Annotated in this window: 23 protein-coding genes and 2 pseudogenes; 10 read left to right on the top strand and 15 right to left on the bottom strand. The window is 58.9% G+C overall.

Annotated elements, in window-relative coordinates; genetic code table 11:
• The first annotated feature begins 13 nt into the window (after positions 1-13).
• On the top strand, positions 14-1339 hold the full coding sequence (gene gudD / locus ASD70_RS27720; RefSeq protein ID WP_056847988.1) for a glucarate dehydratase: 1326 nt from the start codon (positions 14-16) through the stop codon (positions 1337-1339).
• A 196-nt stretch (positions 1340-1535) separates the two neighbouring features.
• Here gudD and ASD70_RS27715 read toward each other — a convergent pair.
• The 3 genes and pseudogenes from ASD70_RS27715 to ASD70_RS27705 form a co-directional block, all read right to left on the bottom strand.
• Positions 1536-2537: pseudogene (locus ASD70_RS27715) on the bottom strand (chitinase); the annotation flags it as partial.
• A gap of 40 nt (positions 2538-2577) precedes the next feature.
• A complete protein-coding gene (locus ASD70_RS27710; protein ID WP_056847986.1) occupies positions 2578-3213 on the bottom strand; it encodes a lytic polysaccharide monooxygenase auxiliary activity family 9 protein in 636 nt (211 codons plus the stop codon).
• Between the two features lie 323 nt (positions 3214-3536).
• Positions 3537-3881: an addiction module antidote protein gene (locus ASD70_RS27705; protein WP_236708749.1), complete on the bottom strand. Its 345-nt coding sequence runs from the start codon at positions 3879-3881 to the stop codon at positions 3537-3539.
• Between the two features lie 391 nt (positions 3882-4272).
• On the opposite strand from ASD70_RS27705, the gene ASD70_RS27700 reads away from it, so the two are divergent.
• Entirely contained in the window at positions 4273-4884 is a 612-nt protein-coding gene (locus ASD70_RS27700) for a DapH/DapD/GlmU-related protein (RefSeq protein WP_056847984.1), read from the top strand.
• A 338-nt stretch (positions 4885-5222) separates the two neighbouring features.
• On the top strand, positions 5223-5528 hold the full coding sequence (locus ASD70_RS27695) for a DUF6124 family protein (protein WP_056847983.1): 306 nt from the start codon (positions 5223-5225) through the stop codon (positions 5526-5528).
• Between the two features lie 74 nt (positions 5529-5602).
• Here the strand turns inward: ASD70_RS27695 and ASD70_RS29705 are convergent.
• From ASD70_RS29705 to ASD70_RS27685, 3 genes and pseudogenes are all read right to left on the bottom strand, one after another.
• Positions 5603-5726 (bottom strand): annotated as a pseudogene (locus tag ASD70_RS29705) (MerR family transcriptional regulator); the annotation flags it as partial.
• 73 nt (positions 5727-5799) lie between these two features.
• Positions 5800-7158, bottom strand: a complete 1359-nt coding sequence (locus ASD70_RS27690; protein WP_124401338.1) for a hypothetical protein — start codon at positions 7156-7158, stop codon at positions 5800-5802.
• Positions 7159-7237: 79 nt separating this feature from the next.
• On the bottom strand, positions 7238-7750 hold the full coding sequence (locus ASD70_RS27685) for a hypothetical protein (RefSeq protein WP_156382955.1): 513 nt from the start codon (positions 7748-7750) through the stop codon (positions 7238-7240).
• 232 nt (positions 7751-7982) lie between these two features.
• Here ASD70_RS27685 and ASD70_RS27680 point away from each other — a divergent pair, with 232 nt between their 5' ends.
• Both ASD70_RS27680 and ASD70_RS27675 read left to right on the top strand, forming a co-directional pair.
• Positions 7983-9011: an alpha/beta hydrolase family protein gene (locus tag ASD70_RS27680; protein WP_056847980.1), complete on the top strand. Its 1029-nt coding sequence runs from the start codon at positions 7983-7985 to the stop codon at positions 9009-9011.
• Positions 9012-9145: 134 nt separating this feature from the next.
• On the top strand, positions 9146-10537 hold the full coding sequence (locus ASD70_RS27675; RefSeq protein WP_056847979.1) for an aminotransferase-like domain-containing protein: 1392 nt from the start codon (positions 9146-9148) through the stop codon (positions 10535-10537).
• Here the strand turns inward: ASD70_RS27675 and panB are convergent.
• Positions 10525-11340: a 3-methyl-2-oxobutanoate hydroxymethyltransferase gene (gene panB, locus ASD70_RS27670; RefSeq protein WP_046071910.1), complete on the bottom strand. Its 816-nt coding sequence runs from the start codon at positions 11338-11340 to the stop codon at positions 10525-10527. The two genes, ASD70_RS27675 and panB, sit on opposite strands and share 13 nt — an antisense overlap.
• A gap of 153 nt (positions 11341-11493) precedes the next feature.
• On the opposite strand from panB, the gene ASD70_RS28785 reads away from it, so the two are divergent.
• Positions 11494-11664, top strand: a complete 171-nt coding sequence (locus ASD70_RS28785) for a DUF2986 domain-containing protein (protein WP_068967515.1) — start codon at positions 11494-11496, stop codon at positions 11662-11664.
• Here ASD70_RS28785 and ASD70_RS27665 read toward each other — a convergent pair.
• From ASD70_RS27665 to ASD70_RS27645, 5 genes are all read right to left on the bottom strand, one after another.
• A complete protein-coding gene (locus ASD70_RS27665) occupies positions 11636-12631 on the bottom strand; it encodes a GlxA family transcriptional regulator (protein WP_046071909.1) in 996 nt (331 codons plus the stop codon). The two genes, ASD70_RS28785 and ASD70_RS27665, sit on opposite strands and share 29 nt — an antisense overlap.
• A gap of 4 nt (positions 12632-12635) precedes the next feature.
• Positions 12636-13178, bottom strand: a complete 543-nt coding sequence (locus ASD70_RS27660; RefSeq protein ID WP_046071908.1) for a cysteine hydrolase family protein — start codon at positions 13176-13178, stop codon at positions 12636-12638.
• Between the two features lie 90 nt (positions 13179-13268).
• Positions 13269-13763, bottom strand: coding sequence for a GNAT family N-acetyltransferase (locus ASD70_RS27655; protein WP_056848036.1), 495 nt, complete (start codon positions 13761-13763; stop codon positions 13269-13271).
• A gap of 28 nt (positions 13764-13791) precedes the next feature.
• Positions 13792-15003 (bottom strand): YeeE/YedE family protein, encoded by a 1212-nt coding sequence (locus ASD70_RS27650; protein ID WP_056847978.1) that lies wholly within the window; start codon positions 15001-15003, stop codon positions 13792-13794.
• A 53-nt stretch (positions 15004-15056) separates the two neighbouring features.
• Positions 15057-15674 (bottom strand): TetR/AcrR family transcriptional regulator, encoded by a 618-nt coding sequence (locus ASD70_RS27645; protein WP_056847977.1) that lies wholly within the window; start codon positions 15672-15674, stop codon positions 15057-15059.
• A 133-nt stretch (positions 15675-15807) separates the two neighbouring features.
• On the opposite strand from ASD70_RS27645, the gene ASD70_RS27640 reads away from it, so the two are divergent.
• Positions 15808-16248, top strand: coding sequence for a hotdog fold domain-containing protein (locus tag ASD70_RS27640; RefSeq protein WP_046071905.1), 441 nt, complete (start codon positions 15808-15810; stop codon positions 16246-16248).
• Positions 16249-16260: 12 nt separating this feature from the next.
• On the opposite strand, the gene ASD70_RS27635 is transcribed toward ASD70_RS27640, so the two are convergent.
• Positions 16261-17478 (bottom strand): MFS transporter, encoded by a 1218-nt coding sequence (locus ASD70_RS27635; RefSeq protein WP_046071904.1) that lies wholly within the window; start codon positions 17476-17478, stop codon positions 16261-16263.
• Positions 17479-17599: 121 nt separating this feature from the next.
• On the opposite strand from ASD70_RS27635, the gene ASD70_RS27630 reads away from it, so the two are divergent.
• Positions 17600-18265: a TetR/AcrR family transcriptional regulator gene (locus tag ASD70_RS27630; protein ID WP_056847976.1), complete on the top strand. Its 666-nt coding sequence runs from the start codon at positions 17600-17602 to the stop codon at positions 18263-18265.
• A 17-nt stretch (positions 18266-18282) separates the two neighbouring features.
• Here ASD70_RS27630 and ASD70_RS27625 read toward each other — a convergent pair whose 3' ends face one another.
• Together ASD70_RS27625 and ASD70_RS27620 are read right to left on the bottom strand one after the other, a co-directional pair.
• Positions 18283-19593: a sensor histidine kinase gene (locus ASD70_RS27625; RefSeq protein ID WP_056847975.1), complete on the bottom strand. Its 1311-nt coding sequence runs from the start codon at positions 19591-19593 to the stop codon at positions 18283-18285.
• Positions 19586-20260 carry a response regulator transcription factor gene (locus ASD70_RS27620; protein ID WP_046071901.1) on the bottom strand — a complete coding sequence of 225 codons (675 nt, stop codon included), beginning with the start codon at positions 20258-20260 and terminating at the stop codon, positions 19586-19588. Before ASD70_RS27620 ends, ASD70_RS27625 begins: the two co-directional genes overlap by 8 nt.
• Before the next feature lie 290 nt (positions 20261-20550).
• Here ASD70_RS27620 and ASD70_RS27615 point away from each other — a divergent pair, with 290 nt between their 5' ends.
• Positions 20551-20853, top strand: coding sequence for a hypothetical protein (locus tag ASD70_RS27615; protein WP_046071900.1), 303 nt, complete (start codon positions 20551-20553; stop codon positions 20851-20853).
• A gap of 90 nt (positions 20854-20943) precedes the next feature.
• Positions 20944-21495 carry a hypothetical protein gene (locus ASD70_RS27610; protein ID WP_056847974.1) on the top strand — a complete coding sequence of 184 codons (552 nt, stop codon included), beginning with the start codon at positions 20944-20946 and terminating at the stop codon, positions 21493-21495.
• Positions 21496-21503 lie beyond the last annotated feature (8 nt).

Here is a 21503-nt window from a genome sequence, read left to right as displayed (position 1 = left end):
TAAGGACCTTGCCATGAATACCCCTGTAGTCACCCATTTCCAGGTCATCCCGGTCGCCGGCCACGACAGCATGTTGCTGAACCTCAGCGGCGCCCACGGCCCCTACTTCACGCGCAATATCGTCATCCTCAAGGACAGCAGCGGCCACACCGGCGTCGGTGAAGTGCCCGGCGGCGAACGCATTCGCGAAACCCTGGAAGACGCCCGCAGCCTGGTGATCGGCCAGCCGATTGGCCAGTATCAGCGCGTCCTCAACCAGATGCGCAGCACTTTTGCATCCAGGGATAGCGCTGGTCGCGGCCTGCAAACCTTTGATCTGCGCATCACCATCCATGCCGTCACCGCCATGGAAGCCGCACTGCTCGACCTGCTGGGCCAGTTTCTCGAAGTGCCGGTGGCGGCCTTGCTTGGCGAAGGCCAGCAGCGCGACGCAGTGAAAATGCTCGGCTACCTGTTCTATGTGGGGGATCGCAACGCTACCGACCTGGCCTACCGCAACGAGGCCGACGCCGATGATGAGTGGTTCCGCCTGCGTCACGAAAAAGCCCTGACCGCTGACGCCGTGGTGCGCCTGGCCGAAGCCGCCAAGGCCAAATACGGTTTCAACGATTTTAAGCTCAAGGGCGGTGTGCTCAGTGGCGATGAAGAAATCGAAGCCGTCACCGCGCTGGCCGAACGCTTCCCGGATGCGCGCATCACCCTTGACCCAAACGGGGCCTGGTCACTCAAAGAAGCCATCCGCCTTTGCCGTGACCAGCATCATGTGCTGGCCTACGCCGAAGACCCGTGCGGTGCAGAAAACGGCTACTCGGGCCGCGAAGTCATGGCCGAATTCCGCCGCGCCACGGGCCTTAAAACCGCTACCAACATGATCGCCACCGACTGGCGCGAAATGGGCCACGCCATCCAGCTGCAATCGGTGGACATCCCCCTCGCCGACCCGCACTTCTGGACAATGCAAGGCTCGGTGCGCGTCGCACAAATGTGCAACGACTGGGGCCTGACCTGGGGCTCACACTCCAACAATCACTTTGATATTTCCCTGGCGATGTTTACCCAGGTGGCCGCGGCCGCACCGGGTGAGATCACCGCCATCGACACCCACTGGATCTGGCAGGACGGCCAGCGCCTGACGCGGGAGCCGTTGAAGATTGAAGGGGGCTACGTAAAGGTGCCGGCCAAGCCGGGCCTGGGTGTGGATATCGATATGGAAGCCGTGGCCAAGGCCCATGAGCTGTACAAAGGCATGGGCCTTGGGGCGCGGGATGACAGTGTGGCGATGCAATTCTTGATCCCGGGTTGGGGCTTTGATAACAAGCGGCCTTGTTTGGTGCGGTAAATCGGCTTTATGAACGCTCAGCGCAATTTGAGCGTGACGCAAAAAATCCGATGCCCAAACAGGCATCGGATTTCAGTCAGATCAGAAGCTTAGCTGTTTGACCTCTGGCACGTCTGCCAGAGGTCTCTTTGCGCTACTGCTGATTGGCGACCTCGAGATCCGCCGTATCCTCCTCAAGGCCAGAGACAGCAGTGCCATTGATCAACGGCCCATAACGGCGGCTGAACTCCCAGTTGTAGGGCACGTGGTCTTTGTTGACCCCGTTATCCCAATTCACCGACCAGGTCATCAGGCCCTTGATCGACAATCCTTTGTCGTACAAACGCTTGAACGCACGGGTCACGGCTGTTGGGTTGATCACATAACCGGTGGCAGCCGCGTCGACGTTCGCGGGCAGGCCAATGACGAACTTGTCTGCCGGGATTTTGGTAAACCCGCGCGTTCCGCTCACCAGGCTTTCGGTCAGGTAAAACAGGAAGTCCTCTTTCATCGCGTCGTTGTTCTGGGCAATCCAGGCGCCGTTGCCGTTGTTGACCTCTTGCACCCAGATCCCGTCGCCACCCTGGTTGTAATACTGCGGGGCGATGAAGTCGTAATAGCCTTCCAGCGCCTGGATGTAACCGACGTATTTGCCAGCGGTGGTGAGGTAGGGAAACTCCGGCGCCATGCTGATGATGAAGTGTTTGCCTTGACCTGCGTAGTGGTCCTTGACCAATTTCAACGCGGCGGGCAGGACAGTCTTGTTGTCGGCGAAATCAATCGCGCTCTGTTCAAGATCGATATCCAGGCCATCAAAGCCATAGGTTTCCACCAGGCGGATAATTTCGTTGGCCAGTGGCTGTTCGTTGCCTTTATGCAGTTCGATGTGCGCATCGGCGCCGCCAAGGGAAATCAGCACAGCCCTGCCCTGGCTGTTGAGCACGCCCACCTGGCGACGGAACTCGGCGTCGGACAGGTTGTACGGCTTGAAGGTTGGGATACCGTTGCCCTTCATGAAGGCCACGGCCACCACGTTGTAATCCTTTGGTACATCCGCCAGGCTCATATTGGCGAACTGGCCACGCTGGTAGCCGTCGCTCGGGCCGGCAGGCCAGTTGTGCCAGAAGCCCATGAGGATCTTTTTGCCGGCAATGCTGGGCATCAGCGAAGCGGCATCGTTCAGTGGCGATTGCAGTGAGGTAAAGTCGATATTTGACATGTTCTAATCCTTCAGAACCTGTGGGTTTAATGATGCGGGCTTATTTGAAGTCCACGTCGAAAGCTTGATAGAAGGCGTTGCCGGTGTTGGCGACGATCCACATCAATACAATCACGTGCTGGCCCTTTTTGTTGGCCGGCAGTTTCACTTCATGATTGACCTTGGCCTTCAGTTCGCCTGCATGGCTGTAGTACGGCACCTGGGCATAAAAGTCTTCGGCGAACGGCTGGGTTTCCAGCTGTGCGCGGGTGATGCGCTGTTTCGGGTCCCAGCCATCCTTGGTGATCAGCCAGCGATAGCCACGGGTGGTGTGCGGCGCGGTGTATGCCCAGGTGACCTTGAAGGTCTGACCCGGCTCGACATTGAGCAACGGCCAGGTGAAGGCGCGGTTGAGTTTCTTGGCCATTTCCTCGCTGGTGAAGTTGATGCAGTCACGGGCATCGGTCTTGCCACCGCTGAGGATGAAACCGTCGGCTGGTGGGGTGACGCTGTCACTGTCGGTTTGATAAGGCGCCTGGAACGGACCGGCCATCAGTGCCGGGAAGTTCTTGCCGCCTTCCATCTCATTGACCTGCCAGGTCTCCAGCAGGCCAAGATCCACGGCGACTGCGCCACGGCTGGAAGGGGATGTGACACGACCATGGCGAAGCGGTGTCTGGGTTTGTGGTTTGTTCATTTTGTGACTCCATTGATTTGATTAAGAACTCTCCTTTCTTGAAGGAGAGGACCTCAACCTAACGGAGTTGCTTTTTTTTGCCACTGGCCCATTTTTCACTCATTTTCGTTTCATGAGCGCGCCGACCTGAAAACACTGGATATATAACCAGTACAATGGGAATAGCCTTACGCTACCAGAGGTCAATTTCCTACAAGACCAGGCGCACATCAACTCTGCTTCTCTCTTAAATCGTTTGATCCCGTTCGTAAGGGAATGGCCCTCTGTGGACAAAAAGGGACGTCTCTATTTTCAATCAAATAAACCGTCCTCTTTTGGGTCCATCAGGTTTTGCCAATGACGGCCGTTTTTTTAATTGCGGTCTCGGCAATCGGTTGCACCGTCAGTTCCACCCCTAAAGCCAACATCAGCTTCTGGACCGTCTCATAACGCGTCTTTGAGCCGCCTTTCAGGGTTTTATACAGGCTCTCCCGATTCACCCCCGCCGCTTCGGCAACTTTGTTCACACCCTGGGCCTTGGCAACCTCGGCCAGCGCCTTCATAAGGATTTGCGGGTCATGGCACGCCATGCTTTGCGCAAGATAGGCACTGATGGTTTCCGGGCTATCAAGGAAGCGTAAAGCCTCATAGGCGCTGGTACCGGATGTATCCAGCTCGAGGATCGGCATGTCCTCTGGTTTGAACGTCGACTTACTCATGTCATTGACCTCTCAGGGCATCGAGAATCTTTTGTCCGCCTGTAGCCTACTGGCTACATCTTGCATCTACCAGTGCTTTTTTAAAACCAGCAACACACATCCAATGTGGGAGGGGACTTGCTCCCGATAACGGTGTATCTGCCATTGAGAGGTTGGCTGACCTGCCGCAATCGGGAGCAAGCCCCCTCCCACATTTGCACTGGGTTGCTGTTGAGGCAGCATTTTTCCGCGCAACGTCAACCCGCGACTTTCTTTGGTATTAAGTAAACCGGGGCAGACACTATTAAGATGTCGCCCGAGCCCACCACCCTATCGTCACAGCGGGCTCTACCCTCCCACCCCGACATCGGAAGCGCTCTGCATGAAGCTACCTGAGATCAGTACATTCATTGCTCAATGGCCCTCCCTTGGCGTGACGCAGCCTGCCGCTTGGCGGGTGTCTCAAGACTGCGAAAACCAGGTTTTGGCCTTGCTGTCACGCCTCGGCACGGGCTACCGGCGCCACGGAGACTGTGCCATCCACGAAAGCGCCATTGTCGAAGAAGGCGCTGTGTTGAAAGGCCCGATCATCATCGGCGAAGGCTCATTCGTAGCCGCGGGAGCCTACCTGCGTGGCGGCGTTTATCTGGGCAGCCATTGCATTGTGGGCCCAAGCTGCGAACTGAAAAGCACCTTCATGCTGGCCGCAAGCAAGCTGGCACACTTCAACTTTGTCGGCGATTCATTGATTGGCGAAGGGGTAAATATTGAAGCCGGTGCAATCATCGCCAATTACCGGAATGAGTTGGATGGGGCGGATATCAAGATCCGCTACGCAGACAATGTGATCGACACAGGGGTGAACAAATTTGGTGCCCTGGTAGGCGACGGCTGCAAAATCGGCGCGAATGCCGTCATTGCTCCAGGCGCAATATTAGAGCCAAACAGTCGTGTTCCGCGTTTGGGGTTGATTGACCAGTTCGCCTACGAGTAGCGATAGCCTGTAGACATGTCCTACAGCGCGCTGCACCACCTTGCTCCGTTGCCTACAGTTGCGTCAGAATCCGCCGGCTTGTGCGCTTGGATGGGCGTCTCTAAGGTGGCTCGGTCGCTGACAACTCAGTGATCGGGTTTAGTAGCCCGAGGGTCAATTACACTTAGTGCATGAGCTTCATCTATCAGACGTTCCTGTCTGTGCCTGATGGTGGCTGTGCGTAGGGCACCTTCGGGTGCGCCGGCTTTGTGTAATTCCCCGGTCTACTAACCTGCGTACAGCTGCCACCCTTTCGTTTAGTAGCGAAACGGTGTCGGCCCCACTCAGGAATTACGCATATGTACAAAGTCACACCTAACCCTCCAAACGATCCAAACCTCAAGCTTGATCAGGCAGCCGTTAACACCCACGCCGAACCATCTCCCTCACCGCTGTTCAGCGTTGCCGACGATGCCAGCAACGAAATGCTCATCGCCAACAGCTACGAAACCTTTTCCTCGGTAACCGCCTTGCTGCTTGATCTGTCGGATGAACTGACAGGTAAACAGCGCGATGTCGCGTTGGCGATTCATCAGTTGAGTGAATTGGGGGTTTTGTTGGTGGACAAATTGATGGCGAGGGAAAGTGCTTCAACGGTTAGCTAGTCTTGCAGCCACCCGATAGACCGCCGCGTCGTCATGATCGACTTCACGACGACTCGGCAGCGCCTAGGCGCCCGTCAGGCCCTCGGAGCCTGGTGGGCGCCCTTTCTCTTGGAAGACGCTGGAGCCACCCCTTCCTCGCGCAGACGATTAATCAGCAGCTGCGCATTCTGCACATGCCACACCCTCGGGTTTACCTTCGAAAACCATTGACCTTAAAGTTGGCTTTAAACCTAAGTCAGTGGGTGGCCAAGGCGTGTGATTGCACCCCTCCTCATGGTTTTGGATTTTTCATCAATTTTAATAAATACCCAGGCCAGCGCCATCGCGGGGTGGACTGATCGGGGGTGCCTGCAAGGGTGTCTACCAGAGAGCGCGTCTTTAAAGGGTCGGCTACGGCCTCATCGACGACGCTGTGCGGCTGCCTGTCGTCGACTGAAGGCGCAGCCGCCCGACGCGGTTTTCCGGTGGCCGGGTCCATGGTGTAACCCGCGGCCTTACCTTTTTCGGTGATGGTCCAGATGCCATCGGTGTTGATAAGCACGGGCTCATCAAATGTGAGCGTTACCTCTTCGGCTACTGTGACCACCATATTGTCGTTGATACTTATCGGTGTATAAGTCGCGAACTCCCTGCCCAGCAAAGCTTGCGTGGCACCTGCACTGGAAAATTTCAGCACCATCTGCTCAAGGAAAGCGATGCTGCCCATATTGCTCAGCGCGCCGAAGTCCGGGTTCAGGACATGACGTAAAAAACCCTGTTCGAGGCGGGTAGAGTCAATGGCCGAGCCGTACAGAATGCGTGATGCCGCAGCTACATCATGCTCCTTGAAGTTGAACGTCACCCGGCGCCCCTCCTGGTTGTAGCCATTATTACCGCTCAAGAGCTGGCGACCATTGTCGTGATGGCGGTAGTTGCCGAGGTCGTAGGCCAGCATGTCGACATATGCCAAGTCGGCTCCTTGCTCCTGCGCATAAGCGTACATGTCTGACAACAGGCTGCGATCATCACGAGTCAGGAAGTCGTAACTGCTTTGGGCCATATTGCTAGAGGTCAGGGTGCCTTCGGCCACCGCAGGTTCATGCCCCAGGAAGAGCCGAGAAATCATGAGTTCACGCCCAATGGCGGAACCTGAAGAGGCGCTGACCCGCTGTTCATTCAGGCGAACCTCCTGCCAGGCTGCGCGCCGTTCGTTGACGGTGAACGTACCGCTTTCGTCGCGAGCAATCAGCGTCAATTGATCGACCGCGAGTCCTTTGAAAGGGTTACTGGCCAAACCGTTGGCAAAGGCGGTGGCTTGCTTGGCGCGCTCAAGCAATTCCAGAACGTGAGTATCGGGAACCTCAGCATCATGCTGAGCTTTGTCAGCGAAATATCTTTCGTCGCTGATCGCATCGAGCGGGTTGGAGAGGTTGTTGCCTGGGTCTGCTTGACGCATGCCGGCGTCATGGTTGGCAGCGTCACTTAGTTGCCTCGCCAGGATCGATAAGGTGTTGTCAGCATCGGCTTCAACAACGGCAGGCGCGCCGATAGGGTCTCGAAGAGGCAACACCGAGGCTGGGCTCAAGTCACGGACAACAGTACTACCCAGGCGATTATTGGCTAACGACGTATCAACGTTGATAGTTACCATAAATGGCCTCGCGATCGATTAACAACGCTTTTGAGCTGCAAGTAAGCCCCGCAGGCTGATCGCGAGCGGGGCTCGCAACTTAGTCCCTATACCGAACTGTCACCGTGTCGCTGCCAGCGGGATAACCCAGTCGTGCACCGCCGCCCAAAACATGATGCTTGATGGTCACGCCCGCACCTTGGCCGAAGGGCTGATCATTGAAGTCGGTCGACGTTCCGGAAGATCCAGGCCAAATCGGCACACACGTTCGCTGGGCGGTTTTATAAGGACGCGAATAGCACAACTCAACGCTTTCCTTTATGTTTTCGGGATAGGAGGTCGTATTCCAATCAATCCCTAGCAACTGTTTGGGAACGCCGAAGGAACCGGCTGGAAAATCGCTGGGGGACAAGCTAAAAATGGCCAGTCCAGTCCCACCAATAGAAATGACGTTGATAACAGTGGGCGTGACCGTTTTACTGATCATTTTTTCCTCGGCATTAACTACACCGGAGGGGGAAAAAGTTATTCCGATCAGCAAAAAGACTAAATAACTACGGCCAGACAGGTCATACCTCGGCTTCGAACCAAGTGATGCACTTATAAGCTCCATAATCATCACCCTTTAATTAAAGGTCAGTGTCGACACATCCAGTAGGATTCACGCTCCAACACTGCATGATTTACAGCTTCAAGTAAGCCAGCTACTTCCTAAAAACGTGAAGTCCGCATCTGTAATACCAAGCAGTAGGACTCTGTCAGCCACTTCGTAGTCCCGCCTCCCCTCTACCTGAACCGACCGTTTCAGGTCATGCTGCGCCCTCCCTTTCAAGGACGAAAAAAGCATGAAAGCCCCCCTCGCCGCTCTGCTGCTGATGTGCCTGAGCGCTCCCGCATTCGCCAGCGACAACCCCGTCGGCTTCCAAACCACCACCCTGCCCGACACCCACAACAACCGCCCGTTGGAAATGGCTGTGTGGTACCCCGCCGCCGCCACTGCCAAATCCAAGCTGATCGCCGACAATGTGGTGTTCATCGGCGTGCTGGCCGTTCCCGATGCGGCGCCGACGCCGGGTAAGCATCCTTTGGTGGTGCTCTCCCACGGCTACGGGGGCAATTGGGGCAAACAGGCGTGGCTGGCCAGTGCGTTGGCGCAGCAGGGTTATATCGTGGCGGCGGTCAACCACCCAGGCACTACCAGCCAGGATCGCAGCGCCGAGGCCGCTGCGCAGCTGTGGCAACGGCCCAGGGATTTAAGCCGGGCCATCGATGCACTGTTGGCTCAGCCCGAGCCATTCGGTGCAGTGGATAGCGGCCGGATCGCGGTGGTGGGTCATTCCCTCGGGGGTTGGACGGTGATGGAGACGGCCGGTGCGCGTTTTGACCCGGCGCTGTTTGCCCGGGACTGCAGCGCCCATCCGACGCTGGTCGCGTGTACCGCCTACCGCGAGATGAATCCTGAGGGCACTGCGAACGGGAAGGAGCAATTGGCCGCGGACTTGAGCGACAAACGCGTCAGCGCCGTGGTGTCTTTGGACCTGGGCCTGTCGCGCGGGTTTACCGATGCAAGCCTGGCGGCGCTTCCGGTGCGGGCCTTGGTGATCGCCGCCGGTGTGCCGTCAGCGGATTTGCCGGCGCAGATGGAATCGGCCGACATGGCCAAGCGGTTGCCAAAAGCCTCGACGCAGTACGTGCAGATCAGCGACGCCAACCACTTCAGCTTCATGTCGCAATGCAAACCGGGCGCAGCGGCGGTGCTCGACGCGGATGTGCCCGGCGACAGCATCATTTGTCAGGATGGTCCGGGGGCACGGCCACGACCGATTATCCAGCAGCAGGTGATCACGTTGATCAGCCAGTTTTTGGCACGTTGATCAGGGTTTGATGATGTAGGAGCGAGCTTGCTCGCGAAAAATCTCAACGATAACGCGCGCTTCCAGGTAAAACGTGGCGTGCTGAAGTGCTTCGCGAGCAAGCTCGCTCCTACAGAACAGCGGTTCAAATAAGTATGAAAAGAAGCAAAGACACCTTTGCCTATCAGGCGGTGTACCGCTACCTCATCGAGCTGATCGAGGCTTGCCCTGCCGACGGCGAACGCAAATTGCCGTCCCTGCGCCAACTGGCCCTGCGCCTGGGCGTGTCGGTGTCGACCACCAAGTACGCGTATGCATTGCTTGAGGAACAAGGGCGGATCCAGGCCAGGCCCAAGCTCGGTTTCTTTATCGCCCCAGGCTCGGCTGCCGTCATCAACCCAAGCTCATCTCCCCTGCTCGACCAGGTCTTCGCCAACGCACGCCAACCCGGTATGCTGGCTCTGTGCAGTGACGCGCCGGCGATGCTGCTGTCGCTAGAGCAGCCTTTGTTGATGCTGGAACGCGAACTGACCCGGCGGTACCCGCGCTCACTGGCGCCGCTGTATCTGCCAATGGGGGAACCCGAGTTGCGCGCCGCCCTGGCCGAACGTTACAGCCGCTCCACGGAGCACTATTGGCAGGCCGACCAGGTCTATATCGGCTCGGACCTGCACAGTGTGTTGGAGGTCTCGCTCAATGCCCTGGAGCTGGCCGGCACGCTCGCGTTGGTGGAGTCACCCTGTTCGTGGGCGATCCTGCGACAATTGCAGGCGGCGAAGATCCGCGTGATCGAGATGCCGCTCGGCGCGGATGGGCGTTTCGACCTGGACGCTTTGAGTGCGCTGCTCAAGCGTGAGCCGATCCGACTGGCGGTGCTGTCGTCGACGGTGAATATGCCCCAGGGCGGCGTGGTGCCGCCACAGGACAAACAGCAGATCTGCCAGTGGTTAGCCGAGCGCGATATCTGGCTGTTCGAAAACGATACCTACGGCGAGCTGTACTTTGGCCCGCAACCGGCGCGCTATCGTGACTATGCCGACCCGCAGAAACTGTTGGTGTTTTCGACCTTCGACAAAGTCATCGGCTCGGAGGCGCCCTACGGCTATGTGCTGTGTCGCAGTGCCGGGGCGCCGTTGCAGCGGCTGTTTCTGGAGCGCGGTTTCCGCCTTTCGCCGATCCGCCAGAAGGCCATTGCCAGGCTGTTCACGACCCAACGTTTCGACGCTCACCTGACGGCGTTGCGGGCACTGCTGCTGGAGCGCATGACCCAGCTCAAGGCCTTGCTGCACGCCTATGGCGATGACCTATGGCGCGTGGTCACCCCCCACGGTGGCGCAAGTTTTTGGCTGGAGGCCACGCGCCCTGTGCAGATGCGCCAGGTGTTCACGCACTTGCTAAGCCAGCGTATCGTCATCGCCCCCGGCGAATTGTTCAGCCAGCAAGGCGCCTGGTCTCATCACCTGCGCCTGAGCTACACACTCGACTGGAGCAAGGACATTGCCCTGGCTGTCCAGCTACTGGCCCAGGCGCTGCGTCAAAGCCCGTAGCAGTGCCGGTCTTCGGGAAAACGCCCCTGGCGCACATCGTCGGCAAAACGCTCGCACGCGTCACGAATCACCGCCCCCACGTCAGCGTATTGCTTGACGAAGCGCGGCATCGAACCGCCGCCCAGGCCCAGCACGTCCTCGGTGACCAGCACCTGACCGTCGCATGCCGGCGATGCACCGATACCGATCGTGGGTTTGCTCGAGTCCAGGGTGATCTGGCGCGCCACGCCCTCGGCCACGCCCTCCAGCAGCAGGCTGAAAGCACCGGCCTCCAGATTGGCGCGGGCATCTGCCGCAATCATTGCAGCTGTTTCAGGCGTAAGCCCCTGGGCCTTGAACCCGCCCATCACATTGACGAACTGCGGCATCAGCCCCACGTGGGCCATCACCGGTACACCCCGTGCAACCAGAAACTCCACGGTACCGGCCAGGGCCTGATTGGCCTCCAACTTGACCGCATCGCAACCGGTACGCGCCAGCACCTGGGCACAATTGCGAAACGCCTGCTCATGGGATTCCTGGTAACTGCCAAACGGCATATCGGCGATCACACAGGCCAAGCGGGTACTGTCGACCACCGCCCGAGTGTGGCCGATGATTTCTTCGAGCTGCATGCTCAAGGTCGAGGCGCGGCCATAGCCGACCATGGCGGTGGAGTCACCGATCAGGATGAAGTCGACAATCGGGTCGATCAGCTTGGCGATAGCGCTGGAATACGCGGTGAGGGAGACGATCTTCTGCTGGCCCTTCATGGCAACCAATTGGGGAACGGTGGTGCGTTTAGTGCGGGTATGGATACTCATTGAGGGGCTTCCGTTTGCGCTGGATACCCGACCTGATTATTGATAAAACCCAGCCCCGTTCAATGCACAGATTGCCGCGAAAAAGCGACCCAGGCCCGGCCATGTTTTTTCAAGCTGGTATCATCCACTCCTTTCCTCCCCAGGCAGCAAGACATGAACCGCCAGAAAAAACTCCAGCAGCTCTTCAAGGCCAAAGCCAAGAAGGCCAGTGCCAAGCTGGCGCCAAAAAGCAAAGATAAATACATCAGCAAGGCCGACCGTTTGAAGCTGGAGACCGAGGCCGGTGAAAGCCCTGTCACGTCCCCCGAGACGCCTGCTGAATAAGGCGCACCGCTGAAGGGGTGGCCGCTTCATATTTGCCCCAGATACGCCGCAGATGCCGCGCCGAACCAAAGCCTGCGCGCTCGGCAATAGTTTCAATGGCCAGGTCAGACTCGGCCAGCAGTTCACGGGCCACGGCCAGGCGCAGGCGGTGCAGGTAATCCAGCGGGCTGATCCCTACGTGCTCCTGGAACAAGCGCCCCAGGTGGCGGCTGCCGGTGCAGGCCAGGGCGGCCATACGTGTCACGGTCCAGGCTTCACAGGGGGCTGCTGCGATAGCGTCCTGCACCCGATGCACCGCCGGGTGCAGGTGATTACGCCCGGAAATCCAGGGTGACAACTGCGGGTCGCTGCCGCTGCGGCGCAGGTACACCACCATGTCCCGCGCTACCGCACACGCCAGCCGTGGCCCGGCCAATTCGGCGACGAGGTGCAGCATCAGGTCGATACCGGCCGTGACACCGGCGCTGCAACTGACCGGACCATCGGTCACGTACAGGCGGTTTTCCAGGACCCGGGCCTTGGGCGCCATGGCTTGCAAGGTGGCGCACAACGAGTGGTGCGTGGTGCATTGGCGCCCATCGAGCAATCCGGCCCTGGCGGCACTCAATGCACCGGCGCATACGCACACAAGGCGTTCCGCGGAGGGCGCGAAAACGCTTTGCAGCCAGTGGGTCAGGTGGTTGCTGGCCGACTCGAAAGCCTGTTGGTGCACCTTGTCGACCTTCATCGTGGAACCCACCAACACTACCAGGGTACCGGGGGCCAGGGCCGGTGGCAGTGGCGCCAACCCTGTCAGCGGCAAGCCGATGGACGTGTGCAGTGACGCCACCGGGCTGACGTATTGCAAGTCGAAATCCACAGCCGTCGGGTCGTCGACTTGCGCGGCCAGGCGCAGCACTTCGGCAGGCCCCGCCAGGTCGAGCATCAGCACATTGGGCAGCAACACGAACAGCACCGGCACGCTCATTGACTCATCCCGCCAGGGCCTGGGCGACCGTCACAATGCGCGCAAATCGATCATCCAGGACCAGCTCCGTGCGCTGGCGAATCTCAGCCGGCGTGTAGACCCGGCCGCTGTACACATGGGTCATCGGGAAGGTCAGCGTCGCCTCGCTGACAAAATCCACCGTAAAGCCGCTGTCCGAAGCCTGCCGTGTGGTGGTCTCGCAGCATTGCTCGGTGCGAATGCCACTGATGATCAGCGTGGTGACGCCCATCTCCGTCAGGCGAGCAGCCAGTGGCGTACCGGCAAAGGCACTGTGGTAGCGCTTGTGGATTACCAACTGCGGATCGATCGACAACTCGCTCAATGCCCTGACGTTGCCCGATTGCATGGAGAAATGCCCCTGGTCTTCAACATGGAAGACTTGTACCACCGGGATGCCTTGCTGAACACAACCATCGATGAGGGCCTGTTGTTTTTCCAGGTAATCGGGCAGGTCATTTTCGGACCAGTAGGTTGAATGCCGGAACGAATGCTGGGCGTCGATCACGATCAGGGCTTTACGGCTCATGGATTGTCCTTGTGGCTTGTATCAGTGGCTGAACGATGCAGCCATGGTATGGGCAACACACTTCGCACGACAGACGCGCGACGGACTACTTCAGGACGGATTCGGACTTCCTACCGAGCAGGCCATGGCGCATCGGCTGCCAGGTTCGAAGCCATGGGCATACTCATCCGCCAGGAGATTTTCCAAACGCTGATCGGTATGCGCTACAAACCCCAGGCGCCGATAGAACGGGGCATTCCACGGCACCTGCAGGAAAGTGGTCAGCGTCACCGCACGCAGGTGCCGAGCACGTGCATGGCCCATCGCCGTTTCCACCAACTTGCGGCCCCAGCCTTGGCCTTGCAGCGGCTGGGCCACCGACACTTCATGGATATGCAGGTCGTCACCGACAGACTCTGCGCTGAGGAAACCCTGGGGCTGGCCGCGTTCATCAACCACTACCCAACAGGTCATCAAGGCGATCCACTGCCGATGGCGCTCGACGCTGATCGGCGCGGCATCCGCCAGCCAGCCCAGCCCCTCGATTGCCCGGAACGCTTGGGCGGCAGAGCGCTCGATGGCGGGCAATAGTCCGGAATCCTCCATGCGCGCCAAGCGAATGTGAGCGGGCCGCTCAGCACCCACTCAAGGCCACCTGGGGCCGTTCGCCCGCGAAGAAAAACGGCCGCAGACGCACGCCCACGCTGTTGCCGATAAACGCTGCCACCAGCCACACCCAACCGTGCAGGCTGCCCGAAGCGATGCCGCTGAAATAGGCGCCGATGTTGCAGCCGTAGGCCAGGCGCGAACCATAACCGAGCATCAGGCCGCCGATCACCGCCGCAATCAACGAGCGCGCCGGAATATTCAGGCTGGGCGCGAAACGCCCGGCCAGGCCAGCAGCCAGCAGCGCGCCGAGGACAATGCCGATATCCATGACGCTGGTAATGTCTTCCCATACCGGCGCGGCCAGCGCCTTGGCATTGGCCGGCATCTGCCAGAACGCCCAGCTCGCCACATCCACGCCCAACCCACTCGCCACCTTGGCGCCCCATAGCGCGAACGCCGAGGTGATGCCCCACGGCCGCCCGGCCAGGGCCAGGGTGGCGTAGTTGAGCAACGCCAGGCCAATCGCGCCCCACACCAACGGCCAAGGCCCACGCAGGAAGCGGCGCAGGCCTTGGTGCTCGCTGTGCAGGCCTTGTTCAAGCTGGCCATGGCGGCGTTTTTCCAGGCGCACCGTGACTAGCGCAATCAACGCAAACAGCGCCAGGCTCAGGACCAACGCCGGCAGTACACCGAAACTCTTGACGATGGACACCGCGGGGAACGACGGCAACGCAAACCACCAATCAACATGATGAGTGGCGATCAACGAACCACAGATAAAAAACAACAACGTCACCAACATGCGTGCATTACCGCCGCCCACGGTGAACAAGGTGCCCGATGCACAACCGCCCCCCAGTTGCATGCCGATCCCGAAGATAAACGCCCCGAACACCACCGACACCCCGGCAGGCGCCACCAGCCCCACCACGGGCTGGCCGAACAGGCTGCCTGCGCCCAGCGCCGGGAAAAACAGCAGCACCGCTACCGCCAGCATCACCATCTGCGCACGCAAGCCGGCGCCACGCCGATCATTGATAAACACGCGCCAGGCCGAGGTGAAACCGAAGGCGGCATGGTAGAGGGTCAGGCCTAGGGCGGCGCCGACCACCAGCAACAGCACCTGGCGCGCGCCGACTGTGTTTTGCAGGAACAGGGCGCCCGCCACCAGGATGACAAAGGCTATCAGTGGCGCGATGGGCGTGCGCGCCGGAGGGAGGGAAACAGAGGTGCTCATGGGGATCTCGATGTATTTGAAGAAGGCCAGTATAGACCCTTAAGGTGCGGGTCCTATTTGAGGCTCAAGGAATTCCACGCTGCTTCGGCCAGCAGCTCACGGTACTCAAAGGGGCTCTTTTTGACCTTCGCCGACAGCCACGCACGGGAGTAGCTTTCCGCCGCGCCGATGATCAACGAAGGGATAAGTTCTGCAGGCAAATGACTGAAATATTCCTTGCGCCCTTCCCCACTCATCCAGGCCTTCAACTGTTGGTTGCGCTGCTGGTTACGCGCAATCAGCTCGTCCTTGAACGGGCCGTTGGACACGGCGAAACGGCTATGGAAAACAAACCGTGCCCACTCCGGCTGCGCGCTGACCCATTCAACATAGCTGTACACCAGGCCGACCACGCCAGCGTGGGCCGTATCCGCCGCTTGCAGGTAGCGATCACGCAAACTGGCCTGGTCTTCCAGCGCAGCGAAGAACAGCGCCGCCACCAAGCCCTCTTTATTGCCGAAGTGGTGATAGATAGCGCCGACGCTGGTATCACAGCGCGCACGGATGGTTTCGATATTGGTCGCTTCGATACCCGCCTCGTTAAAGCACGCCAGCGCTTCACGCAGGATGGTGCGTTTGAGGTCGCTGCGCCGGCCGGGAAAGGTGCGCTCGATAAGATCGATGGAGTGCATGGGGGGACGCCAAATAAAAACAGTTTATAGGTTGAGCGACCGCCAGAGAAAGCCTGGTTGACAGACCGGGAAACAACGGAATATTGTTCGGTTACAGAATATTATTCTGCAAACCACTTCTGAGGATATTCCTATGAGCCAAGCCCTGAGCATGTTCAATAGCGTCGGCCCCGCCGCATTCAGCAACCTGGCGTGCCAAATGGCCCCTTACTTCAGCACGATCACGCCGCAAATCGCTGAGCTGAAGCCCAACCACGCGGTGGTCACCGTGCCGTTTCGCAAGGAAATCACCAATCACCTGGCTTCGGTGCACGCCATCGCGCTGTGCAACGCCGCCGAACTGGCTGGCGGCATGATGACCGACGCTTCGATTCCCCCAGGTGCACGCTGGATTCCCAAAGGCATGAACGTGGAATACCTGGCCAAGGCAAAAACCGATATCCGCGCCGTCGCCGACGGCAGCGCTATCGATTGGCAGACTGCTGGGGACAAGATCGTGCCGGTAGAGATCTTCGATGCGGGCGACATCAAGGTGTTCACCGCCCACATCACCATGAATGTGAAACTCGCTTAGGCGATCGGCCGGTCAGTGCCCCACCACCGCAGGCCCATTGGCAGACCGCCGTCCCGGCTTGAAACCATGGGCATGCGCCGTCCAGGCGATCAGCAACGCGAGGATGATCAATACCAGCATCGCCCAGGGAAACGCGGCCACGCTCCAGCGATCCAGCAGCAGCCCGCCGATCACGCCACTGCCGGCAATCGCACTGTTCCACGCTACTACGTTAAGTGACAGCGCCACATCCGCGCCGTCACCGGCGGCATCGGCCAGGGCGGTTTGCAGCAGGGTGGCGGCGCCACCAAAGCTCAGTCCCCATATCGCCACGCCGAGGTAGACCACTGCCGGCTGGCTGCCTAGCAGGCCGAACGCCACACAGATCGCCGCGAATGTTCCCAGGCTCGCCAACACGGTTTTGCGCAGCATCGGCTCGACCAAACGCGCCGTCAGCCATATACCCGCCAATGCGGCAACACCGAACACCAGCAGCACCAGGTCGACCCTGTCCGCCAAGCCAGCCCGCGCCACGAATGGCGCGATGTAGGTGTACAGAATGTTGTGGGCCAGCATCCAACTGATGACGACCGCCAGCACCGGGCGCACGCCGGGCGTGGTCAGTACTTTGCCGAGGGGTATGCGCTGATGCGCAGGCTGTGGTGCGTAGTCAGGGACCTTCACCAGCACCCACACGATCAGCCCTAGCGTCAGCGCCGACATCAGGCCGAATGTGGTACGCCAACCCACCAGGCCACCGAGCCAGGTGCCCAGCGGCACACCCAGTGACAGCGCAATCGGCGTGCCGACCATCGCCAAGGCCAGGGCCTTGCCTTGTTGCTGTGGCGCTACCATGCGCCGCGCATAACCGGCCAGCAGGCTCCAGGCCAACCCTGCCGAAACGCCGGCAAAGAAGCGCGCCACTAGGGTCACGCCATAGTGAGACGACCACGCGGTGATGGAGTTAAACAACAAAAAACCAACGATGGTCAGCAGCAACACATTGCGCCGGCGCCAGCCGCGAGTAGCGATGGTCATGGGGATCACCGCCAGCACCGAGCCCAGCGCATAGGCGGTGACCATCTGCCCGGCCATGGACGGCGAAATGCCTAGGCCTGCGCTGATCAACGGCAACAGCCCGGCGGGCAGGGTTTCGGTGACGATGCAGATGAAACCGGTCATGGCCAGAGCGAGCAGCGCGCCGATGGGCAAGCGTTCAGACGACGCCGATAGGCTGAGTGAGGGTGTCATGGGAAACTCCTTGGCGGACTTAAATACTGATCGATACAAATGTTGCGCGACCTGGCGTCGCATTGTCAACGACTTATGTATCGACTAGTATTTATCTCATTTCCCCAAGAGGATTGCCGTCATGGCGCAAATGGGCCGCCCCCGCAGCTTCGACCGAGAAGAGGCCGTTGAACAGGCCATGCACCTGTTCTGGCAGCACGGCTACGACGCCACCTCCCTTGCTCAACTCAAGACGGCCCTGGGTGGCGGCATTTCCGCACCGAGTTTCTACGCCGCGTTCGGCTCCAAGGAAGCACTGTTCGATGAGTGCGTGCAGCGCTACCTGGCAACCTACGCCCAGGTCACCGAATGCTTGTGGGATGAAAGTCTGCCGCCACGCCGGGCCGTCGAAACCGCATTGCGCCAGTCAGCGCGCATGCAATGCGACGACGCCCACCCCAAGGGCTGCATGGTGACACTGGGGGTGATGAGCGCGCCGAGCCCGGAGCATGCGCGGGTGGTGGACGCGCTGACCCAATCCCGGGCGCGAACCCGGGCGGGAATTGTCGCGTGTGTACAGCGGGCGATCCAGGCCGGCCAGTTGCCGGACACGCTGAATGTTGAGGCGATGGCGACCCTGTTCGATTGCTTCTTGCAGGGCGTGTCGATCCAGGCACGGGATAACACACCCCATGAGCAGATCGATGCGGCGATCAACCATCTGCTGTTGACCTGGGACATCGCGGCATCTACGGCAGCGCCCATTCGTCACGGCACGCCAGCGCTGTTGAAAACACCACAGCCGTAAGGAAGGACACGGTCGCACTATCTATTTGCAGCGCTCGGCATCACGCGGGTGAAATCGAGGATGACGGTGAAGCGTTGTTGCTCGCGGATCACGTCAATCTGCCAGTTCAACTTTGCGCACAATTGGCGCATCAACTGCAACCCAAGGCCATAGCCATAGTCGTCGGATTCCTGGCGCGGCTTGACCTCCCTGATGTGATTGGCAATCACCAGCCGAGGGTATTTGAAGCTGATATCTACTGCGCCCTCTTCGGCGTATTGCAGTGCATTGCGCAGGAAGTTGCCGATCACGATGCGGCACGCAGTAGGGGGCAGTCGGCAAGGTTCGTCGTGGATGTCGATGCTCAGCTCGATATCCCGGTTACCGATCAGGTAGCGGTGCTTCTCAATCAGTTCGCCGACCACTTCGCTCAAGTTAACGTCTTCCTCCGGCAGCGATTCGGCGTGCTCGCGACTCATCCACAGTAAGGTCTCGGCGATAAGCTGCATATTCAGCACGGAGCGTTCTATACGCTGCAAGGAGGGAGGCAGCACACCGCCGGATTGCAGGGCCAGCAGTTCGATATTGGCCTTGAGCACCGCCAATGGCGTTCGCAGTTCATGGCTGGTGTAGCGCAACAGGCGGCCTTCACGCTGGCTGGCGGCCTGCACTTGCTCGACACTTTTGGCCAGGGCATCGGCCAGCATATTGAACTCCTTGAAGTTGAAACCAGGCCGCCTGCTGGCCAGGGCATCAGGGTTTTTCAAGGTGCCGGACCATTGGACCAAACGTCCCAGCGGACGGACCAACCACCACACCAGCAAAGCGATGATGATCAGTGCCGGCACGAATACCGCCAGGCTGATGAACTTAACGCTCTCTATGACCTGATCAAAATAGGCGTCAGACAATGGCGTCTCGACCTCCCCCCCGGCCTCTTTATCGTGGTCGATGTCGTACATGTAGAGGGTTTTGCCGTCACCCAAGGGCTGTTCAAGGATGATCTGGAATGGCTCGTCGTCGTCATCGGAATAGAGATCGCCGAAGATATTCACCGCACCGAAGGACAGATTCGGCGGTGTATTGAGCAACTCACGGACGTCCTGCGGCAACGCCTCCTTGCCGATGACGCTGGTATAGAAATAATTGTGCGGAGTCGGTGTGGTCGGGTCCTGCTTGTAGTGCCTGACAAAATACTGGGCTTCCTCTTCCATCATCGCGCTGGCGGTATAGAACAAGCCGCGCACGGTAAATTCAGGCAGCAGCCTGCTGTAGATCACCAGCACCACCGCAATCAGACACAGGAAACTCCCGCTGATCACCCATTTCAAGCTCAGGCCGTTACGCATGGGCTTTCACCTGAATGCCGACACCCGGCAGGGTATGGATCAACGGCCGGCCGAAGGGTTTGTCTACCGCCTTACGCAGCCGATGCATGTGTACTTTGAGCGTATTGCTGTCAGGTGGCTCATCGCCCCAGATCTTCGCTTCCAGGCGTTCTCGGGGAACGGGTTGGGGACTTGCGCGCATCAGGCTTTCCAACAAGGTCCAGCAAATGGGTGACAAATGCAGCTCCTGCCCCGCGCGGCTGACTTTGCGGGTGGTCAGTTCCATCACCAGATCATCTACTTGCAGGCGACTGGTCTGACCGCTGCGGCGCAGGCTCAGTGCGCGAATCCTGGCCAGCAGTTCAGCCAGCTCGAACGGCTTGACCAGGTAGTCGTCGGCGCCCGCAGCAAAACTGGCGAGCTTGTCCGATAAGGCGTCCAGCGAGGTCAGCATCAGGATGGGGGTCTGAATGCCTTGCTGACGCAACCGCTCGCATAATTGCTGGCCGTCCAGTCGCGGCAGCATGATATCCAGGAGAATCACGTCGTAATGCTGGTTGAGAGCCAGGTTGAGCCCGGTCTGGCCGTTAGTGACGTGGTCGCAGACGATGCCGCTGATCTCCAGGTACTCGATGACGGTGGTGGCCAGATCCAGGTTGTCCTCGACCAACAGCAAGTGGATATGCACGGAAAAAACCTCGGACAGGGAGTGCGCAGAGGTTTGAAGGATAACGGAAGTCGAGCGGTTCCCTACGGGTGTTTACCTGACGTTAACCCAGCGCTGATTAAGCTGGAGTTCCTCTAGTCCAGAGCTCGTCATCGCCATGAACCTGTCTTCGATGATCAAAGGCGTCCTGCTAGCCTTGATTTTCCTCACACTGCTGCTCGGTTGCCTGCCACCACAAGCTCAGCGGATGCGTATGGGAGGCAATAGCTGGTTTCCGATTGGCCACAACATCGAGCACTCAGGGTCGTGGTATGTCACCCGTGCATGCTGACGACGTCGACGCCAGCTATGCCAACCAGTTGGTCGCCTGTGTGGTGCTGATTGTTTGTGTTTCGGTTGCGGTGGGTATCTATATCGCGCGCTTAAATGCCCATGTTGATAAGCAACGCGAGCTGGCGTCGGTATACCTGCACGAATGTCACAATGGGCGCGGGGGCTTTATTGTCTACCCTGATGGCAGGCGCAGCGCAGACGACTGCTACACCGCCACAGGGGGTAAATCGACGGATGCCGACGAGCCACAGGATCTTCCTGGCTTGCTTGGGGCTCAATAGCGTTGAATTCATCTGACCCTGCGTTGAATCCACGCAGGCTTTTGACGGTAGAATCGCTGCGAATCGAGCTCCACCAAGGATAGGAAAGCAATGTATTTCAATTTCATCACTCTGCTCACGCTCACATTGCTCACTGGTTGTGCAGCAATCCCTTACGAAAAGCCGCAAGACCAGTTGAGCATCCAGAAAGACTTGTCATTAAAACCTGAGGAAATTGTCACAATGACCCAGGTGAATTGGTGCGCCTACGCCTATGGTGAACTGACGCCTTGCCATCCTCAGGAAGTGCTGGGGGTTCAGACTCGGACAAAATTGATATTGGCCAGTTACGACAAGCCCCACTACAAAACAATTTTTGAAGTACAAGCCAGCGATGTCATGTGCGCGCACCTACAAACGCCGGTAGACACCACTCCAAATCTGTTTTTGTTCGCGCAACACTACGCCGTGCAGATTTGGCCAGTAGAGCCGAGTTTTAAACCGGATATAGCGAAGAAAAAACTCATCGTGGACACCATGCTCCAACCAGGAAAGCGAACCTTAGTGGGCACTGAAAAGGATTATGTGAAGGCCACGGGGCATGGGAGAGCAAGCATGACGATGACCGCTATCGTAAACCTGGTTAATCCTTGTGCGCTTTGAAACCAAAA

This window comes from Pseudomonas sp. Root569 (assembly GCF_001427465.1).
In the GTDB taxonomy this organism is placed as follows: domain Bacteria; phylum Pseudomonadota; class Gammaproteobacteria; order Pseudomonadales; family Pseudomonadaceae; genus Aquipseudomonas; species Aquipseudomonas synxantha.
The sequence above is the reverse complement of the archived record's forward strand: the minus strand, read 5'-3'. Positions and strand labels throughout refer to the sequence as shown.

Excerpts from the sequence above, each read along its gene's own strand:
- ASD70_RS27675 (WP_056847979.1), top strand. The coding sequence starts at position 9,146 with ATGAAAAGAAGCAAAGACACCTTTGCCTATCAGGCGGTGTACCGCTAC.
- ASD70_RS27655 (WP_056848036.1), bottom strand. The coding sequence starts at position 13,763 with ATGGAGGATTCCGGACTATTGCCCGCCATCGAGCGCTCTGCCGCCCAA.
- ASD70_RS28785 (WP_068967515.1), top strand. The coding sequence starts at position 11,494 with ATGAACCGCCAGAAAAAACTCCAGCAGCTCTTCAAGGCCAAAGCCAAG.
- ASD70_RS27700 (WP_056847984.1), top strand. The coding sequence starts at position 4,273 with ATGAAGCTACCTGAGATCAGTACATTCATTGCTCAATGGCCCTCCCTT.
- ASD70_RS27610 (WP_056847974.1), top strand. The coding sequence starts at position 20,944 with ATGTATTTCAATTTCATCACTCTGCTCACGCTCACATTGCTCACTGGT.
- panB (WP_046071910.1), bottom strand. The coding sequence starts at position 11,340 with ATGAGTATCCATACCCGCACTAAACGCACCACCGTTCCCCAATTGGTT.
- ASD70_RS27640 (WP_046071905.1), top strand. The coding sequence starts at position 15,808 with ATGAGCCAAGCCCTGAGCATGTTCAATAGCGTCGGCCCCGCCGCATTC.
- ASD70_RS27660 (WP_046071908.1), bottom strand. The coding sequence starts at position 13,178 with ATGAGCCGTAAAGCCCTGATCGTGATCGACGCCCAGCATTCGTTCCGG.
- ASD70_RS27635 (WP_046071904.1), bottom strand. The coding sequence starts at position 17,478 with ATGACACCCTCACTCAGCCTATCGGCGTCGTCTGAACGCTTGCCCATC.
- ASD70_RS27690 (WP_124401338.1), bottom strand. The coding sequence starts at position 7,158 with ATGGTAACTATCAACGTTGATACGTCGTTAGCCAATAATCGCCTGGGT.
- gudD (WP_056847988.1), top strand. The coding sequence starts at position 14 with ATGAATACCCCTGTAGTCACCCATTTCCAGGTCATCCCGGTCGCCGGC.
- ASD70_RS27630 (WP_056847976.1), top strand. The coding sequence starts at position 17,600 with ATGGCGCAAATGGGCCGCCCCCGCAGCTTCGACCGAGAAGAGGCCGTT.
- ASD70_RS27625 (WP_056847975.1), bottom strand. The coding sequence starts at position 19,593 with ATGCGTAACGGCCTGAGCTTGAAATGGGTGATCAGCGGGAGTTTCCTG.
- ASD70_RS27615 (WP_046071900.1), top strand. The coding sequence starts at position 20,551 with ATGTCACCCGTGCATGCTGACGACGTCGACGCCAGCTATGCCAACCAG.
- ASD70_RS27645 (WP_056847977.1), bottom strand. The coding sequence starts at position 15,674 with ATGCACTCCATCGATCTTATCGAGCGCACCTTTCCCGGCCGGCGCAGC.
- ASD70_RS27650 (WP_056847978.1), bottom strand. The coding sequence starts at position 15,003 with ATGAGCACCTCTGTTTCCCTCCCTCCGGCGCGCACGCCCATCGCGCCA.
- ASD70_RS27665 (WP_046071909.1), bottom strand. The coding sequence starts at position 12,631 with ATGAGCGTGCCGGTGCTGTTCGTGTTGCTGCCCAATGTGCTGATGCTC.
- ASD70_RS27710 (WP_056847986.1), bottom strand. The coding sequence starts at position 3,213 with ATGAACAAACCACAAACCCAGACACCGCTTCGCCATGGTCGTGTCACA.
- ASD70_RS27695 (WP_056847983.1), top strand. The coding sequence starts at position 5,223 with ATGTACAAAGTCACACCTAACCCTCCAAACGATCCAAACCTCAAGCTT.
- ASD70_RS27685 (WP_156382955.1), bottom strand. The coding sequence starts at position 7,750 with ATGGAGCTTATAAGTGCATCACTTGGTTCGAAGCCGAGGTATGACCTG.
- ASD70_RS27680 (WP_056847980.1), top strand. The coding sequence starts at position 7,983 with ATGAAAGCCCCCCTCGCCGCTCTGCTGCTGATGTGCCTGAGCGCTCCC.
- ASD70_RS27705 (WP_236708749.1), bottom strand. The coding sequence starts at position 3,881 with ATGCCGATCCTCGAGCTGGATACATCCGGTACCAGCGCCTATGAGGCT.